We start from the raw sequence: 19,186 nt of genomic DNA, 5'->3' as shown, positions 1-19,186 counted from the left end.
ACGCGCGCCCGTCCCCTTCCCCGCGCCGGAACACGCCATGGCCATCCTGCGGTTTCGCCTTCCTTTCGTCCTGCTGCTTTCCTGCGCGATCGCGCCATGGGCGATGCCGTCGACCGCTTCGGCAACGACGTACTACGTACGCACCGACGGCGGTACCGACGAGCAATGCAACGGTCGCGCCGACGCGGCGTATCCCGGCAGCGGCAACAACGTCGATTGCGCATGGAGCCATCCGAACTACGCGCTGCCGACCAACGATCGCCCCCGCATCGACGGCGGCGACACGCTGATCATCGGACCGGGCGAATACATGATCGGCTGGGAGTCGCCGGGGCTCTCGACGAAGAGCACGCGCTGCGACCGCTCCTCGCCGTACGACTGCTATCCCGCGTCGCCACCGAGTGGCACGCCGCAGCAACGCACGCGCATCCTTGGCGCCGGCCACGACACCGGCTGCAAGGCGCCGCCGAAGCTGTGGGGCACCAACCGCGTGGACCTGGTGTTCAACCTGCAGGACGCCGACAACGTCGAAGTCGGCTGCCTGGAGATCACCGACAAGAGCGACTGCGTGGAATTCCACGCGAACGACGACGTGCGCTGCGAGCGCGACGCGCCGCCGTTCGGGCAATGGGCATCGATCGGCATCGGCGCGAAACGCTCGAAGAACGTCTGGCTGCACGACCTGAACATCCACGGATTGTCGGGCCGCGGCGTCATGGCCGGCGGGCTTCGCGACTGGACCATCGAACGCGTGCGCATCCACGCCAACGGCTGGGCGGGCTGGGACGGCGACGTCGGTGAAGGCGAAAGTTCGAACGACGGCGACATCGTGTTCCGCAACGTGGAAATCGCCTGGAACGGCTGCGCCGAACGCTGGCAGACCGGTGAGCCCTACGCGTGCTGGGCGCAGGAGGAAGGCGGTTACGGCGACGGCCTGGGCACCGGCAAGACCGATGGCCATTGGCTGGTGGAGGACTCGCGCATCCACCACAACACGTCCGACGGCCTCGACCTGCTGTACACCGACGAATCGAGGACGGCGACGGTCGTCGTGCGCCGTGTCTATGCCGCGGCGAACGCCGGCAACCAGGTGAAGACCGCGGGCAACGCGTTGGTCGAGAACTCGGTGATCGTCGGCCAGTGCGCGTACTTCCACAAGAAATACGACATGAGCGACGGCGACATGTGCCGCGCATACGGCAACGCGCTGTCGATCGGCGTGGGCCCGAAGCAGACCGCGACCGTGCGGCACAACACCATCACCGGCGAAGGCGACTGCCTGATCCTCACCGCCGGCGGCAACGCGACCTCGCGCGTGGACATCTACAACAACGCGCTGATCGGCCAGAAGGACGTCACCGCCAGCGACGGCGACATGCGCAGCTGCGGTCATTACGCCGACGACAGCACGGCGGTGGTGAGCTTCGCGGGCAACGCGTTCTGGGACGTCAAGGACGACATGTGCCCGCCCGGCAACGTGTGCGGACGCGAACCGAAGATCGCCAGCAGCGACATGGCCACGTTCGATCCCGCACCGCTGGCCGGCAGCCCGCTGATCGACCATGCGACGCAGAACACGAGCGTGACGTCGGACTTCCTGCGGCAGTCGCGACCGATGGGCGCGGCGGCGGACATCGGCGCAGTCGAATACCAGGGCGGAACCGCGGCTGCCGCGCCTGCTGCGGGCGCGGCGCCTGCAGCGTCGAAGGCCGCTGCAGGCGATGGGTCGGCCATCGACGGCACGTCGTCGGGTGCCGTGACGCCGACGCAGTCGTCGGGCTGGATGATCGGTACGATCGCGGTGGCGTCGCTGCTCACCGCCGGCGTGGCGGCGGCGCTGCGGAAGCATCGGGGGCGGAAGGTGGGGTGAGGGTTGACCCTCTCGTCGATCCGACTTCAAGGCATCTGCAATTCAACGCGGTCGTTCCCGCGGCGCGCGCGCCCACGCCCGCCATGCCTGGGCTCTTCGGGCGCGACGACCCACATCACCGTCATCCCGGCGAAGGCCGGGACCCAGGCCCGCAGCGTCGGGGCACCCCGGAGCGGTGAACAACACCCGTCGTCATTCCAGCGAAAGCTGGAATCCATTTTTGCCTCCGCGGTGAACGGTTACTCCCGCGAAGCGGGATCTGGGCGATCGAAGCGAAAGCAAGATCAACAGCTTCCGCTCGTGAACGAGCGGGTTACTTTTGTCTTGGCAAAAGTAACCAAAACCGTTCGCTCCTGACGCGAGCCGCCGCTGCGCGGCGGTGCCCTGCGCTCCTCACCGGAAAAGGGACGTCGCCCGAACTCGCTGCGCTCAAACAGCGGGCGACTCTTCGCCCTTTTCCGGCTCCGGTGCTCGGCTCGCTTTAAGTCGCTGGTAGATCAAAGGCGTAAGGCAGAAGCAAAAGCGCGAGCCCGGCGCCGATCACTTGGGACGAGTGTGCCCGGAGGTTGCGGGCCTGGGTCCCGGCTTTCGCCGGGATGACGGTTAAAGCGTTTTGCCGGCGAGGAATGCCGAAAGCCCCGACAACCGCAGCGCCTACCCCACCGCCCCTTCGCCAATCCGCCGCTCGACGGCACGCAGCTTCGGATACAGCATCGCCCGCAGGCGCCCATCGAGCGCCAGCAGCACCAGCAGATACGGCATGCCGATCAGCATTCCGCCGACGAGCATCCGCTGCCATCCCGGGCGCAGCGACAGCTGCACCGTGACCCATTCGCCGAGCAGCGCGGCGATCGCGGCGAAAACGACCGTGGTCAGCGTCTTCGCATCCGGGAACTGTCGCAGTGAACGGTCCACCATCACGCACGCCGCCAGGCTCGACACCGCCGAACTCACCAGCGTCGCGTACGCCGCGCCCATCACGCCGTACGCGGGGATCCAGAACCAGTTCAGCGCTGCGTTGACCGCCACCGCGAGGCACATCAGTGCCAACACGGTTTTCGTACGGCGTTCCAACACGAGGCCGAAGCCGCAGACCAGCATCACCGGCAGGATCGCGTTCATCGCCCCCATCAGTTCGAACACCGGGCCCGATTGCGCCTTGCCCGCGCCGCTGAGCGCGATGATCAGGTCCGTGCCCAGCGTCCACAGCAGGATTGCGACGCCGATCGCGGCATAGGTCATCGGCATCAGCATCGTGCGCTTGAGCGCGCGCACGGCCGCGGCGCCGTCGGTGGTGAACACGCGGTTCGCGGCGGGCGTGAACGACTCGAACACGGTGAGATTCATGAACATGTGCACCTGCATCGCCAGCGCCGCACCGACGCTGTAGATGCCGACCACCGCGAAATCGCCCGACAGGTTCTTGAGCATGATGCGGTCGACCGACACCAGCGCCACGGCGAGGATCTCCGTCGCCACCAGCGGCATGCCGTAGGCGAACGACTGGCGCAGTTCGGCCGCATCCATGCGGCTGCGCGCGAAATGCAGGTTGCGGCGCGCCCAGCCGAAGTAGAACGCCATGCCGACCACCACGGCGAGCAGCTTTCCGCCGTACGCCGCCGCCGCGGTGTGCTGCACCGCCAGGACCGCGCCGAGCATGAGTGCAAGCTGCAGCCAGCGCCAGGCAACGCGCGTGAGCATCACCGTGCGCGACTGTTCCGTCACGCGCAGCACGGTTTCGACGAGGCTGGAATACACCAGCATCGGCGTCATCACCAGCGCCATCCAGAAGACGGGCGAATGACCATCGCCGGTCACGTAGCCGTGCACGATCACCACCGCACCGACGAACGCCCACAACGCGAGCGAGCCGATCATCGGCAGGTAGAACAGGTTCGTGGCGAACGAACGCATGCGCTCCTCGTCGCCACCGTGCGGATAGAAGCGCTGGATCGAATGCTGCGCGCCGAGCTTGGCGACGGCCACCGCCATCAGCACCCAGGTTTCGTAGTAGCCGAGGATGCCGTACTGCGTGTTGTCCAGCAGCCGCGTGAGCAGCGGGAACGACACCAGCCCCGCCATCATCACCAGCAGGTTGGCGGTGGAGTAGCGCAGGTAATGCCGGGCCAGACCGGGGGTGCCGTTGCTCATTTCAGGGCGTCCGCGCGCCGAATTCGACCTGCATCCACGCGGCGATGCGCTTGAACAAGACGCCGCGATGCTTGCGAAGGAAGAAGGTGTGGTCGTATTCGCGCCAGAACTCCAGGCTCACCTGCTTCTCCTGCGCGGCGCGCCCGAGGCTCGCGGCCAGTTGCGCGCGATGGTTGAAGTAGTGGTACGCGCCGCCGGTGAAGACGAACAGCAGCCGAACGTCGCGCGCGACCATTTCCGAGAGCATGCCGCGTGCCTGCGCGCGTTCGGGCCAGTCGCGGAAATCCGACAGCGACGGCGCGGGATTGCGGCGCGACATCAGGAAACGCAGCACCTTTCCGACGTCGAACAATCGCGGCACGACATGCCGAACCCAGAAGCCTGGCGTCGGATACGCCACACCGTCCAGCAGGATCGCCCCGGCGACGCGCGCATCCACGGCGCCGACATGGAACGCGTCGTCGGCGCCCGAGCACAGGCCGCAAAGGACGAACCGCTCCGCACCGGTTTCGTGCGCGAGCACGCGCATCGCGGCGTCGATCTCGCGCTGGCGACGCTCGCCCGCGGCCTTGCCCGGCAGCGCGCTGTCGCCGAGGCCGGACTGGTCGAAACGCAATACCGCGAAGCCCAGCGCCGCGAGCATGCGCGCTAGTTCGACGTGCATGCGGAACGGACCGGTGTGGCGCGTCAGCCCTGCATTGAGCAGCAGCACGCCGACCTTCGACACGTCGCCGTGCGGCCGCGTGACCACGCCGACGAGGCCGTCGCCGAATCCATGCGCGGTCTCGGTGAACGCATCACGCGCGTGCGCCGCGTGCGCGTGCGACCGTGCGACTTCCGTGCGGCCTTCCAGCGCCTTCTCGTCGAGTTGCAGGTTCACCACGGCACCTGTGCGGTCATGCGCTGCGCGAGCTGGGCGACCGCGCGACGCGGGAATACCTGGCCGCCGAAACGCGACGGCACGTTCCATTCGGGACGCTCGCCTTCGTCGAGCAGCACCGCTTCCACCGACACGCCGCCAGCGCGTTGCTCGCGGGCGAAGCGATCGAGCTCCTCGTCCATTTCCCACACCGCCATGCGCACGCGGCTGCCGCGTGGCAGGCGCAGGTGCGCGGCGTCCAGCGCGGCAAGCGAATCGAGCAACGCATCGCTGACGCCGAAACCGAGGAGTTCGCCGTCGTCGGACTCGTGCGTGACGTTCACGTAGCGGCCGCTGCCATGCAGTTGCTGGCGATGCTGCTCTTTCCACGAGGCCACGAGCGTCGCGCCGACCAGTTGCGGATCCCACAGCACGACGTCGACCGGATCGACGCGGCGTTCCAGCGCGGCGAGCAGCGGCAACGCCGCGCTTCGCAGCGCGAGGAACTGCACGCTGTCCACTTCGCCCCGGCGCAGCAGCTCGGTCGATGCACGTTCCAGGTCGTCGAGCATGCCCGGCAGACTGAGCTCGATGTCCTGGCCGCCCGAATCGCCGGTGCCATACCAGTCGAACGTCAGCGCGGGAATGCCGTACTGCCCCACCGTCTGCGCGAGCGACCACAACGCACGATGGCTGCGGATGCCATCCTGCAGCAGTGGCGCGCACAGCAGCAGCGCCTGGTTCGACTCCGGATTCGCGTCCTCGCGCCCGTGCAACAGGCCGAACAGGTTGCGTCCGGGCGCACCGAAAAGGAACGGCGCGCTCATTCGACCGGCCCCGGCGTGCGCAGCAGGCGCTTCATCGTGCGTGCCATGCGCGACCCCATGCCGCTGCGTTCCTCGCGCGCAATGTTCATCGGCAGGTCCGCGGCGATCTGCGCCAGGTTCGTCGCCGCCAGCCGCATCAGCTGGATGCGCACGCCGGTGTCCTTCGCCACGCGGCTGGACATCTGCACGGCGAGCATCGAGTTGCCGCCCAGGTCGAAGAAGTTGTCCTGCGCGCGGACGTCGACGCCGAGCAGCTCCTTCCACAACTCGCGCAGGTAGATCGCGCGCGGGTCGTGGTCGGCGACGGCATCGTTCTCCGGCGCATTGTCCTTCTCCACCGAAGGCGCCGACTCGCCGCGCCCCTGCGCGCTCAGGATCGCCGCAGCGAGCTTCGCCACCAGCGCCGGCGATTCGATCATGCCCTGGTGGTCGCCCGGAATCGGCACGACATGCACGTTCCCGCACATTGCTTCCCAGCCTAGCTTCGGCTTGGCGCTGAGCTCCGGCGGCTGGTTGTCGGCGCGGAACAGCACGATGCCGCCCGCATACGGCTTCACGAAGTACTTCACGTACGCACGCATGTGCGTGGCTTCGAGCTCGGCGTAGCGCACGTTGTGCGGCAGTTCCTCGCCCGCGTCGCGTGCCTGCTGCGCCTGCTGGCGAAGCTTCGACGCTTGCAGGCGCCCGCCGACGACGCCGCCGAGCGTCGCGATGCGCTCGCCCAGCGTCTGTCCCTGCATGCGCCGATGCAGCCGCTGCACGCGACCGGAGAATCCGCGCTGCGCCTGCGCGCGATAGCGGATGCCGAACTCGGCCGACGTATCGACCAGGCCCAGCATGCCGACGGTTTCGCCGGCGGCCATCAGCTGCTGCGCCATCTCGAAGGCGATGATGCCGCCCATCGAACCGCCGGCCAGGTGGTACGGACCGTGCGGCTGCACGCTGCGGATCTCGCGCACGTAGCGTTCGGCCATCTTCTCGACGCTGTCCAGCGGTGCGGTGCGGCCGTCCAGGCCGAGCGCCTGCAGGCCGTAGACCGGGATGCCGGCGGGCATCGCCTCGGCAAGCGGACGGTAGTTCAGCACGTTGCCGCCGACCGCATGCACGAGGAACAGCGGTGCGCCTTCGCCGTGCGGGCGGATCGGAACCAGCGGCGCCCACGGATCGGGACGTGCGTCGTCGCCATGCGCGTGGATGTCGTTGCTCACGCGCTGGTACTCGCGCGACAGCGCACGCACCGTGCGCGCGGTGAGCAGCGTCGCCAGCGGCAGGTTGACGCCGGTCTGCTTGTTGAAGCGATGGAACATCTGCACGGCCTGCAGCGAGTGCCCGCCGAGCGAGAAGAAATCATCGTCCGCGCCGATGTCCGGCTTGCGCAACAGGTCGCGCCAGATCTCGAGCAGCTGCAGGCCGGGTTCGTCCAGCGGCTCGTCGATCTGTTCGGCCGTCGCGGCCGCGGGCTCCGCTGGCGCGTCTTCCGCTGGATCGAGCGTGCGACCGAAACGCAGCGGCTGGCCGTCGTCGAACTGCGTGATCTCCTCCAGCGTCAAAGACGGATCGCGGCCGAGCGCCTTCAGCACCGCGACGTAGCGATCGCGCAGCAGCGCGGCGGTTTCGTCCAGGAAGATGTCGGCGTTGTAGATGAAGCCGCCCGACAGGCCCGTGTCCTGTTCGACGAACCACAGGCCCAGGTCCTGCGTGGATGCGGTCTGGAACACCGGATAGCGCTCATGCGTGAGCGGTCCCCATTCGCACATGCGCTGGCGGATGTCCTGGAACGAGAACAGCGCGTGGTACAGCACCGCGCCGCCTTCCCGGCTGCGCACGCTCAGCTCTCGCACCAGGTCTTCGAGCCGGATGTCCGGATGCGCGAAGCTGTCCAGCACGACGTCCTTCACCTGCTTCACGGCCTGCGCGAAGGTCATCGACGGATCGATCTCCATCCGCAGCGGCAGCAGGCTGGTGAAGTAGCCCATCAGGTTCTCGACTTCGGCCGTGTTGCGCCCTCGCACCGGCGTGCCGACGATCAGCTCGCGCAGGTTCGACGTGCGGCTGATCAGCGCGAAATACGCGGTGAGCAGCACCATGTACAGCGTCGCGTCGACCTTGCGCGCGGTCTCGTGCAGCGCTGCGGTCACGTCGTTGGCGACGGTGATGCGATGCGTGACGCCGCGCCCCGACATGCCCGGGCGACGCGGCAGGTCGGTCGGCAGCGCTTCGATGGCGTGGCCGACGCCGCCCAGCCGCTCGCGCCAGAACGCCAGCTGCTTCGCGTATTCCGGGCCCTGCAGCCAGTCGCGGTGCCACGCGGAGAAATCCGCGTACGTCACCGTCAGTTCCGGCAGCTTCGGCTCGCGCTTCTCAAGCTGCGCTGCGTAGAGCTCGGCCATGTCGGTATACATCAGGTCGAACGACCAGCCGTCCCAGATCAGGTGATGCGTCATGAAGAACCACACGTGCTCTTCCGGCCCGAGGCGGAACAGGCGCGAGCGGATCAGCGGCGCGCGGTCGAGTTCGAACGGCGTCTGGATGAGCGCGTCCATGCGGCGGGAGACTTCCGCCTCGCGCTCGTCCTTGGGGAGATGGCTCACGTCGACGACGTCGGTGATGTCGACGTCGACCACGTCGTGCACGATCTGCATCGGCTCGCCGTCGATGAGGCCGATCGTCGTGCGCAGCACGCTCTGGCGCTGGATCATCGCGTTCAGCGCCGCCTGGAAGGCCTCCAGCTGCAGCGGCCCGCGCAGGCGATGCGCGCTGGGCGTGTTGTAGGTGATCTGGCCGGGGTTGAACTGTTCGAGCAGGTACAGCCGTTCCTGCATGACCGACATCGGCCCGCGCGTGCGATCGGCGAGTGGTTTGATCGGCTCGCGCGCAGGCAGCGCCTCGCCGTCCATGCCCTGCACCATCCGCGCAAGCTTGGCGACGGTCGGGCCGTCGAACAGCGCACGCAGCGACAGCGTGATGCCCAGCTCCTTGTTGATGCGCGAGGTCAGCTGCGCGGCGAGCAGCGAATGCCCGCCTAGCGAGAAGAAATCATCGTCGACGCCGACTTCCGCGACGCCGAGGACTTTCGCCATGGCATCGGCGATCGTGCGTTCCAGCGCATTGCGCGGCGCGACGCGTTCGCCGGCCAGCTTCACGGTCAGGTCGGGCGCGGGCAGCGACTTGCGGTCGATCTTGCCGTTGGGCAGCAGCGGGATCGCGTCGAGGAACAGGATGTGCTGCGGGATCATGTAATCCGGCAGCGACCCCTTGAGGTACGACACGAGCGCCGCTTCGTCGAGTGCACCGCCCTCGCCCACCACATACGCCACCAGACGCACGTCGCCGGGGCGATCCTCGCGCGCGACCACGACCGCGCGCGCGACCTGCGCATGCGCCGCGAGCAGCGCTTCGATCTCGCCCAGTTCGATGCGGTACCCGCGCACCTTCACCTGGAAATCCAGGCGTCCCTGGTGTTCGAGCACGCCGTCCTGCCGCCAGCGGCCGCGATCGCCAGTGCGATACAGCAGCGCGCCCTTCGACGCCGCGAAGGGATCGGCCACGAAACGCTCGGCCGTCAGTTCCGCGCGATCGAGATAGCCCAGCGTCACACCATCGCCGCCGATCCAGATCTCGCCCGGCACGCCGAGCGGGCACAGCTCGCCGCGAGGATCGAGGATCCACACCTGCGTGTTGTCGATCGGACGACCGATGTGGATGTCCGAGGCCGACGTCACGCGCGAACACGTCGACCACACCGTCGTTTCGGTCGGGCCGTACACGTTCCACAGCGAGCCGCAGCGCGTGAGCAATTGCGACGCCAGGTCCGGCGGCAACGCTTCGCCACCGCACAGGATCTTGAAGTTCGCATCGCCCCGCCATTCGGCATCGAGCAGAAGCCGCCACGAGGCCGGCGTCGCCTGCATCACGGTCGCGCCGCTGCGGGCGATCAGCGCCTTGAGCGCGACGCCGTCGGCGGCGGTGACGCGGTCGGCGAGCACGACACGCGCGCCCACCCTCAGCGGCAGCAGCAGTTCGAGCACGGCGATGTCGAACGACAGCGTGGTCACCGCAACGAGGCGGTCCTCCGCGCCCAGGCCGGGTTCCTTCGCCATGCTCGACAGGAAGTTGCTGACCGCGCGATGCGGCACCTGCACGCCTTTCGGGCGACCGGTCGAACCGGAGGTGTAGATGACGTAGGCGACCGACTCCGGCTGCGCCGCGCCAGCGTCGCGACCGATGCGCGAGGTCGGCAGCGATGCGAGTTCATCCTGCAACGTGTCGAGCGCGAGCACCGGGCGCCCGCGCAGGTCGAAGTGGTCGGCGTGCTTGGTCGTCGTCAGCAACGCGGCCAGGCCGGCGTCGCTGGCCATGTACGACAGGCGCTCGGCCGGAAAATTAGGGTCGAGCGGCACGTAACCGGCGCCGGCCTTCAGCACGCCGAGCAGCCCGGCGAGCATGTCCACGCCGCGGTCGAGCACGAGCCCGACCAGCGAACCGCGATGGACGCCGCGCGCGCGCAGCAGATGCGCGATGCGATTGGCGCGCGCTTCGAGTTCGTCATAGCGCACGTGCTCGTCGTTGAATTCGACGGCGACGCGATCCGGCGTGCGGTCGCACTGGCGTTCGAACACCTCGTGCATGCGGCATTCGTGATCGAACGCGACCTTCGCTGGCTGCAACGCCTGCAGCTCCGCACGCGCGTATTCCGACACCACGGACAACCGGCCGAACGGCAGGTCCGGGCGCGCGACGGCCTCGCGCAGCAGCGTTTCGTACGCGGCCATCCAGCGGCGGATCGTCGCGTTGTCGAACAGGTCGGTGTTGTACTGGCATTCCAGCCGCATGCCGCCCTGCACCTGCACGGCGTTGACGAACAGTTCGAAGTTCTCGTAACTGCGCGGGTTGGTAATCAGGCGCATGCCCAGGCCATGGAAGCCCGTACTTTCCTGATCCATCGCCTGGTCGATGTTGAACATCACGCTGCACAGCGGCAGCCGCGCGGGATCGCGCTGCAGCGGCAGCTTCTTCAGCAGCGTGCCGAAGGTGTAGCGCTGGTGTTCGATGGCGTCCAGCAGCGTGGACTGCGCGCCGCCGAGCGCCTGCTCGAAAGGCTGCGCGTGGTCGAGTTCGAACCGCAGCGGCAGCAGGTTCACGCAATGGCCGACGAGGTGGTCATGCCCGTCCACCGACTGGCCGGCGGCGGGAATGCCGATGACCACGTCGTTCTGCGAGGTCAGGCGCGACAGCAGGCCGGCGAAACCGGCGAGCAGCGTCGCGAACAGGCTCGCGCCCTGGCGCGCGCCTAGGCGGCGCACGGCGGCGACGAGATCGTTGTCGAGGAGATGATCCTCGCGGATCGACGGGAACGTGCGGCGCGTTGGACGCGCGCGGTCGGTCGGAAGATCGAGGATCGGCCCGCCATCGGCGAAGCGCGACAGCCAGTACGCTTCATCGCTGCGATAGGTTGCGCCATGCGGATGTTCGGCTTCGGCCAACGCATAGTCGGCGAAGGACTCGGCCGGCGGCAGCGCCTGCGCCGCATGGCCCACGGCCTGCGAGTACAGCGTGCCCAGTTCGCGCACGATCACCCACCACGACCAGCCATCGCACACGATGTGGTGCGCGGTGAGCACCAGATGGTGATGCGCGGGGGCCAGGCGCAGCAGGTCCGCGCGGAACAGCGCACCGTGGTCGAGATCGAACGGCGTCTCCACGACCTCGCGCGCGTGCGCGACCACGCGCGCGTTGCGCCCGGCATCGTCCAGCGACGACAGATCGGTCAGCGCAAGGTCGATTTCGCGCTCGTCGTTGACGCACAGCGTGCGGCCGTCCGGTCCGAAGTTCGCGCGCAGGATGTCGTGGCGCGCGACCAGGCCACGCAACGCATCGCGCAGCGCGTCGGCGTCGAGCTCGCCACGAAAATCCAGCGAGATCGATTCGTTGTACGCCAGCGATGCATCCACGCCGAGCTGGTCGGCGAGCCATACTTCGCGCTGCGGTTCGGTGGTGGGCGCTACGCGCGACAGCGTGCCTTCGGCGAACGGATCGTAGTCGACCGTCGAGTCCTCGGGCACGGCGCCGGGAAACAGGCCTTTGTCCGATGCGGCTGCATTCATGCGCTCACCTTCATGTACTTGCCCGGCTGCTCCGGGTTCGGCACGAACCACGCGGGCGTGCCATCCGGTTCGCGGCCAAGTCGCGCGCCGGGCACGACGGGCTTGCTGGCGTCCATTACCGTCTTCGGCGTCGCGGCACGACGCGGAAGCAGTTCCATGTCCTGCAGTTCGGCCACCGCGTCCTTGAAGGCGGCGGCGATGCGCGCGATGTCCTCGTCGCTGTGCGCCGTGGTGATGAAGCACGGGAAGTTGTCGAGGATGTGGATGCCGCGCATGCGCATCGACGCGAACAGCAGGTCCTGCAGGGGATGCGCCTCGTGCCAGTGCGTCTTCCACACCGACGCGTACTGCTTCACCGACACCGGCGCACCGACGTCGGCGCAATAGGCGTTGATGTCGGCGGCCAGCGCTTCGGCCTTCGCGTTGAGGCGCTTCTGCAGTTCGCCGCCATCGGCCTTGAAGTGCTCCAGCACCGCCTTCGCCGCCACCAGCGCGAGCGGATGGCGCACGAACGTACCGGCGAAGTACGTCACGCCGACGGTGGGCACCGAATCGTCGCCGTACTGCCAGTGGCCGCCGTCCAGCGCGTCCATGTACTCGCGCTTGCCGGCGATCACGCCGATGGGGAAGCCGCCGCCGACGACCTTGCCGTAGGTCGCGATGTCGGCCTTGATGCCGAAGATCGCCTGCACGCCGCCCGGATTCGAGCGGAAACCGGTGACCACTTCGTCGAAGATCAGCAGCGCGCCGTTGTCCTGCGTTAGCTGGCGCAGTTCCTTGAGGAAATCCACCGGACGGAAGTCCAGGCGGCGGCTCTGCACGGGTTCGACCAGCACCGCGGCGATCTCGTGGATGCGCGACTTGATGATCTCCATCGCCTCCGGCGTGCCGTAATCGAGCACCAGCACGTTCTCGGCGGTGTTGCGCAGGATGCCCGGCGCGGCCGGCACGGCGCGCAGCGACTTGGTGCCGCGCACGATCACTTCATCGACGATGCCGTGGTAGGAGCCCGTGAACAGCACCACCGTGCTGCGTGCGGTGATGGTGCGCGCGATGCGCAGCGCGCCGAGCACGGCTTCCGAACCGGTATTGCACAGCGCGGCGCGATCGTGGCCGGTGAGTTCGCACACGAGCTGCGCGACGTCGCCGGCGACAGGATGCTGCGGGCCGATCTCGTAGCCCTTGTCGAGCTGATCGCGCACGGCATCGAGGACGAAGTCCGGCTGCCAGCCGAACAGGCTCATGCCGAAGCCGTTGAGCGCATCGACGTACTCGTTGCCGTCGATGTCGAACACCCGCGAACCCTTCGAACGCTCGACGACGATCTGGTAGACGATCTCCTTGGTCAGCGGGCGGAAGCCGTTGACCACGCGCGGATCGGCCAGCTGCGCGCGATGGGCCTGCGTGTACTCCTTCGACTTGCGGGTGCGGGCGACATAGCGGTCAATGAAGGCGTCGAGCTTGGCCTTCTGCTGCGGAGACAAATCGGTGTCGACCTGGCTCTCGATGCGCGCGATGGCGCCGAAGGCCTTCTTGACGTCGTACTTCTGCTGCACGGCGCCGGTGTCTTCCTCGCCCTCGGCGGACTTCGGCAGTGCGATGGGCTGCGGCGCAGGCGCGGCGGCGGCTGGCGCGGGAGTGGCGGCGACCGGCGCGGCGGCAACCGGAACAGCCACCGGCGCCGCGACGCCGCCGGACAGCAGCGCAAGCTGCTGCGCCATCAGCTGCATCTGCTGCGCGATGACCTGGCGCGTGAAGTCGTTGCCGCCGTCCAGCGCGGGCAGCGCGACGGGCGCCATCGCCACCATCGGTGCGGCGGTCACCGGCGCGACGGCCACGGCCGCCACGGGTGCGGGAGCCGGCGCGGCTTCGGCCGGCAGCGTCGCGTCGAGCATGCCGGCCAGGCGATCCAGGCTGCTGCAATCGCCCATCAGCTGGCGGAAGTTCACCGGCACCTCGAACGTCTTCTGCAGCTGCACGGCGACCTGCGTGAGCATCAGGCTGTCCAGGCCGAGCTCGATGAAATTGGTGTCCGCGTCGGCGTCGCTCATGTCGAAACCGGCGACGTTCTCGAACAGGCCGCGCAGTTGCCCGACCAGGCGTTCGCGACGGCCGGGAGCGGGCGCGGCGGGGACGGTGGCGGCGGCGGGCACGGCTGTAAGGGACGCGGACGGCATGACGGGCTCCAGTACGGTGTTGGTTCGTGCGGCGGTGGCGACGGCGGGGTGTGGGACGACGTTGCCCGGACTCGCAGCAACCGCCTCCACCCAATAACGTTGTCTCTCGAACGGATAGGTCGGCAGCCGCACGCGATGGCGGATCGCACGCGTGTCGAAGGCCGACGGATCGACCGCCGCGCCTTGGCTCCATAGCTTTCCGGCGGCGGCCAGCAGGTCGCGGCGCTCGCTCGACGGGTGGTCGGCGAGGCTGGCGACGGTCGCGATGCGCTGCTTCTGCACCACTGGCTGCTGCCGCGCGAGCGCGTTCAGCGTGCCGCGCGGGCCGACTTCCAGCAGCACGCGCGAGGCGGCGTCGGCGTCGCCCAGCAGCGCCTGCAGCGCGCTGGAGAAGCGCACCGGCTCGCGCAGGTGACGCGCCCAGTAGTCCGGGGAAGTGGCTTCCTCCGCCGTCAGCACCGCACCGGTGACGGTGGAGACGATCGGCCGCGTCGGCGCGTTCAGGCGCACCGCGGCTACGGCGTCGCGGAAGGGCGCGACCACCGGTTCCATCATCGCCGAGTGGAACGCGTGCGAGGTCCGCAGCGCCCGGCAGGCGATGCCCTCGCCTTCCAGCTGCGCCTGGAACGCGGCGACGGCATCGGATTCGCCCGCGACCACGCAGGCGAGCGGCGAGTTTTCCGCAGCGAGCGACAGCGTCGCCGGCAGCCGGTCGCGTACCGCATCGGCGGGAAGCCGGATCGACAGCATCGAGCCGGCCGCCTGCGCCTGCATCAGCGCACCGCGGCGCGCGATGAGGTGCAAGGCGTCGCGCAGTTCGAACACGCCGGCCAGCGTCGCGGCGACGAACTCGCCGATGCTGTGGCCGATCATCATCGCCGGCGCGATGCCGCGGCTCATCCACCACTTCGCCAGCGCGTATTCGATGGCGAACGTCGCCGGCTGCATGATCGAGGTCGGCAACAGCGCTTCGGCGTCGTCGGCGAACAGGCGTTCGCGAAGACTGAAGCCGAGGTCGTCGCGCAGCAGCCCGGCGCATTCGTCCAGCGCATCGCGGAATACGGGCTCGGCCTCGTACAGGCTGCGACCCATGCCGGGATACGTGGCGCCCTGCCCCGGGAACATGAAGACGACTTCGGCCGCGCGTGCTGGACGGCTGCGCAGTGCATCGGCCTGCGTGTCGGGTGCACGCAGCGTTTCGATTGCGGTCGCCACGTCGTCCGCCGCAATCGCGATGCGGTGCGCGAAGGCCTTGCGCCCAACCGCAAGCGTCCATGCGACATCGGCGAGGTTCGCGTCGCGATTCGCGTCGAGGTGATCGGCCAGTCGCGCCGTGGCCGCGCCCAAGGCGGCCGGCGTGCGCGCGGACAGCACGAGCAGCTGCGGCCCGCGCGCCTCGTCGGATCCGGGCAGCAGCGGCGCTTCTTCGAGCACGGCATGCGCGTTCGTGCCGCCGAGGCCAAAGGAACTGACGCCCGCGCGACGCGGCGCATCGCCCTCGCGTTCCCACGTGCTCATGCGCGCGTTCACGACGAACGGCGTGCTGGCGAAGTCGATCGTCGGGTTCGGCGATTCGAAATGGATGCTCGCGGGAATGCGCTTCTCGTGCAGCGACAGCGCGGTCTTGATCACGCCCGCCGCGCCGGCCGCCGTGACCATGTGGCCGACGTTGCTCTTCAGCGAACCGATGCGGCAGAAGCCCGCATCGCCGGTGGAACGGCGGAATGCGCGCGTCAGGCCTTCGATTTCGATGGGATCGCCTAGCGGCGTCGCGGTTCCGTGCGCTTCGACATACGTGATGCTGCGCGCGTCCACGCCCGCCTTGTCGTGCGCGAGCGCGATGACCGCCGCCTGCCCTTCGCTGCTGGGCGCGGTGAAACTGGCGCGATTGGCGCCGTCGTTGTTGAGCGCGCTTCCGCGGATTACCGCGTACACCGGGTTGCCGTCGGCGATGGCGTCCGACAGCCGCTTGAGCAGCACCACCGCCGCGCCATCGCCGAACACCGTGCCCTTCGCATTCGCGTCGAAGGTGCGCGTGTGGCCGTCGGGCGACAACATCGAACCTTCCTGGTAGAGGTAACCGCTGCGCGGCGGGCACGTCACCGCGATGCCGCCGGCCAGCGCCATGTCGCACAGGCCGGACTGCAGGCTTTCCACCGCCTGTGCAATGGCGACCAGCGAGGTCGAGCACGCCGTGTGCACGCTGACCGCAGGCCCGGTGAGGTTGAGCTTGTGCGCCACACGCGTGGCGATGTAGTCCTTCTCGTTGCCGAGCATCACCTGCAGCGCGCCGACGCGGTTCACCAGTTCCGGATGCGCGGACACGTGGCGCTGGAAGTACGTCGCGTTGTTCATGCCGGCGAAGATGCCGGTGACCGTCGAACCGGTCGCGTCGGGCGCATGGCCGCCGCGCTCCAGGCACTCCCAGCACAGTTCCAGGAAGATGCGCTGCTGCGGGTCCATCAGCTCCGCTTCGCGTGGGCCGATGCCGAAGAACGCCGCGTCGAACAGTTCGACGTTGTCGATCACGCCGCGCGCGGCGACGTAGCCGGGATCGTTGCGGTCGGCCGCGCTCACCGCCGGATCGAGTTCGTCGATGCGGAACTGGGTGATCGAATCGCGGCCTTCGCACAGGTTGTTCCAGAAGCCTTCCACGTCGTCCGCGCCGGGGAAACGCCCGGCCATGGCGACGATGGCGATCGGCTCGCGCGCGTCGACCGTGCGGCGCGTCGCTGCGTGCGTAATCTGTACGCCTTCGAGCACCGCCGCAAGGCGCGCAGGCGTGGGGTTCTGGAAGATCGTGGGCGCGGCCACGCGCGGGCCGGCGGCGTCGTACTGCCAGCCCTCCACGCGGATCTGCTCGGCCAGGCGCACGGCCAGCAGCGAACTGCCGCCGAGTTCGAAGAAGTTGTCGTCGCGACCGACGCCGTCGATGTCGAGCAGCGTGCCGAACGCGCCGCACAGCTTCGTTTCGAGTGCGCTGATGGGCGCTGCGAAATCGGAGGTGAGTTCGGGCCGGCGGCGATCCGGTGCGGGCAAGGCGCGACGGTCGATCTTGCCGTTGGTCGTCAGCGGAAGTTCGTCCATCCGTACATAGCGCGTGGGCACCATGTACGGCGGCAGCGCCGCGGCGAGATGCGCGCGCAGCTGCGGCGCGTGGGCTTCCACGCCGGTATCGACGTAGTACGCGACCAGGCGCTTCTCGCCGGGGAAATCGGCGCGCGCGACGACCACGCACGAGGCGATCGCCGGATGACGCGCGAGCACGGACTCGATCTCGGTCAGTTCGATGCGATGGCCGCGGATCTTCACCTGCGCGTCGGTGCGGCCGACGAATTCGATCAGGCCATCCTCGCGCAGCCGCACCTGGTCGCCGGTGCGGTACAGCACGTCGCCGTCGAGGAAGGGATTGGGCACGAAGCGCTCCGCATTGAGTTCGGGACGTGCGAGATAGCCGCGCGCAACGCCCGCGCCGCCCACGCACAGCTCGCCGATCACGCCGGCAGGCAGCAGCTGGAGGCGACGGTTCAGCACGTAGGCGGTGGTGTCCTGCAAGGCGCGGCCGATCGGGATGGACGCCGCATCCGCGGGCAGATCGCGCGGGATCGCGTAGGACGTGCACATGATCGTGCACTCCGTCGGACCGTAACCGTTGTGCAGCTGCAGCTGCGGCGCGATGGCCTGCATGCGGCGGATGTGGTCGACCGAGAGCGTTTCGCCGCCGGCGATGAGGTCGCGCATGTTCGCGAAGATCGTCGCGTCCTCGTCCACGACGGCGTTGAACAGCGCCGCGGCCATGATCCCGGCGTTGGCGCCGAGGCGCGAAATCGTGTCGCGCAGGCGCGCGGCGGTGGGCGCCACTTCGTCGTGCACGACGATCGTGCCGCCGTTGAACAACGGCCCCCACAGCTCAAGGCCGGAGATATCGAAGCCGAGCGGCGCCTGGTGCAGCATGCGCGTGTCCGCGTCGAGCCTGACGTAGTCGACGCCACGCAGGCGACGCACTAGCGAGCGGTGGCGGATTTCCACGCCCTTCGGCACGCCGGTAGAGCCGGAGGTGAAGAGCACGTACGCGAGCGAGTCGCCATCGGTGCCGGGCTCGTCGGCGAGTGGCGCATCGTTGCCATGCACATTCACGCGCAGTGCGTCGCGCGGCAGCGCCGGCGCATGCTGCGCGGGATCGACGACGATGACGCGAACGCGCGCGTTGTCGACCATGAAGGCGACGCGTTCGGCGGGCAGCGCGAGATCGATCGGCAAATAGGCACCACCGGCCTTGATGACGCCGAGCAGCGCGACGACCGCGTCGAGCGAGCGCGGCAGCGCGACGCCGACGATGTCGCCAACCTTCACGCCCGCAGTGCGCAGGCGCGCGGCGAGCGAAGCGGCGCATCGATCCAGTTCGTCGTAGGTGATGGCGGCATCGCCGTGGACGACGGCGGTCTTGTCGGCGAACGCGGCCAGCGTCTGCGCGAAACAGGCGTGGACGGTATCGACTTCATTGCGCGCGGGCGGCGCGATGGCCCAATCGTCGATCTGGCGCGCGCGGTCGGCCGGATCCAGCGCGTCGATGTCCGACAGCGGCAGGTGGGCGTCGGCGGAAAGCATGCGCAGGCTGCGGACGACGGCCTCGCCGACCAGCGCCGCGGCTTCGCGCGAAAGCGGCGCGCGGAAGTCGACGCAGAGGCGATCGGCGTCGATGCGCCAGTTCGATGCGGCGAAGTCGGGAATGTCGCCGTGCTCGTCCGAAACGGCCCACGCGGACGGCTGCGGGGCCGCGATCGGATCGGCGGCATCGATCGCGCCGGCCAGGCCCGCGCGGCCGATCGAGCTCGCCACGCGCGCCTGATGCCATGCTTCGTCGCGTCGCACCGTTGCGAGGACGTCATCGGCGCCCGACAGCCACGCCTCGACCGACACCAGCGCCGCGACCAGCGCGTCACACGCGCGGTCATCGCTATGCAACGCGGCTGCAACATCGGACGGCAGCGCGAACGCGAGCGACTGCGCGGCATCGTCGCCTGCAGCGGAATGCTGCGGAAGTACATCCAGCAGCGGCGAATCGATGGCCGGCATCGGATTGCCGGTGTCTTCCCGTGCCGCCACTGCCCGCGTACCCATGCGCCTGCTCCTTCTCCACCTGCCGGCGGCGTGCGCCATCGGCAACGATCACGTCCAAACCGGCGTCGATCGGCCGG

General features: G+C 68.7%; 6 protein-coding genes. 1 reads left to right on the top strand and 5 read right to left on the bottom strand.

Annotated features, from left to right (window positions below):
* The first annotated feature begins 37 nt into the window (after window positions 1–37).
* On the top strand, window positions 38–1,870 hold the full coding sequence (locus GOY17_RS18750) for a choice-of-anchor Q domain-containing protein (protein ID WP_198173835.1): 1,833 nt from the start codon (window positions 38–40) through the stop codon (window positions 1,868–1,870).
* 654 nt (window positions 1,871–2,524) lie between these two features.
* Here GOY17_RS18750 and GOY17_RS06685 read toward each other — a convergent pair.
* Genes GOY17_RS06685 through GOY17_RS06665 form a run of 5 tightly spaced genes read right to left on the bottom strand, consistent with a single transcriptional unit; the run spans window position 2,525 to window position 19,109 of the window.
* The gene (locus tag GOY17_RS06685) at window positions 2,525–4,021 is read right to left on the bottom strand and encodes an oligosaccharide flippase family protein (protein WP_157029786.1); all 1,497 of its coding nucleotides are present in this window, start codon (window positions 4,019–4,021) and stop codon (window positions 2,525–2,527) included.
* Window position 4,022: 1 nt separating this feature from the next.
* The gene (locus tag GOY17_RS06680) at window positions 4,023–4,901 is read right to left on the bottom strand and encodes an alpha/beta hydrolase family protein (protein WP_157029785.1); all 879 of its coding nucleotides are present in this window, start codon (window positions 4,899–4,901) and stop codon (window positions 4,023–4,025) included.
* Window positions 4,898–5,707: an alpha/beta hydrolase family protein gene (locus GOY17_RS06675; RefSeq protein WP_157029784.1), complete on the bottom strand. Its 810-nt coding sequence runs from the start codon at window positions 5,705–5,707 to the stop codon at window positions 4,898–4,900. The genes GOY17_RS06680 and GOY17_RS06675 overlap by 4 nt, the downstream gene beginning before the upstream one ends.
* Window positions 5,704–11,811 carry a non-ribosomal peptide synthetase gene (locus GOY17_RS06670; RefSeq protein ID WP_157029783.1) on the bottom strand — a complete coding sequence of 2,036 codons (6,108 nt, stop codon included), beginning with the start codon at window positions 11,809–11,811 and terminating at the stop codon, window positions 5,704–5,706. The genes GOY17_RS06675 and GOY17_RS06670 overlap by 4 nt, the downstream gene beginning before the upstream one ends.
* The gene (locus tag GOY17_RS06665) at window positions 11,808–19,109 is read right to left on the bottom strand and encodes a polyketide synthase (protein ID WP_232338544.1); all 7,302 of its coding nucleotides are present in this window, start codon (window positions 19,107–19,109) and stop codon (window positions 11,808–11,810) included. The genes GOY17_RS06670 and GOY17_RS06665 overlap by 4 nt, the downstream gene beginning before the upstream one ends.
* Between the last annotated feature and the right edge of the window lie 77 nt (window positions 19,110–19,186).

It is taken from the genome of Lysobacter soli (assembly GCF_009755585.1).
Classification (GTDB): domain Bacteria; phylum Pseudomonadota; class Gammaproteobacteria; order Xanthomonadales; family Xanthomonadaceae; genus Lysobacter_J; species Lysobacter_J soli.
The sequence above is the reverse complement of the archived record's forward strand: the minus strand, read 5'-3'. Positions and strand labels throughout refer to the sequence as shown.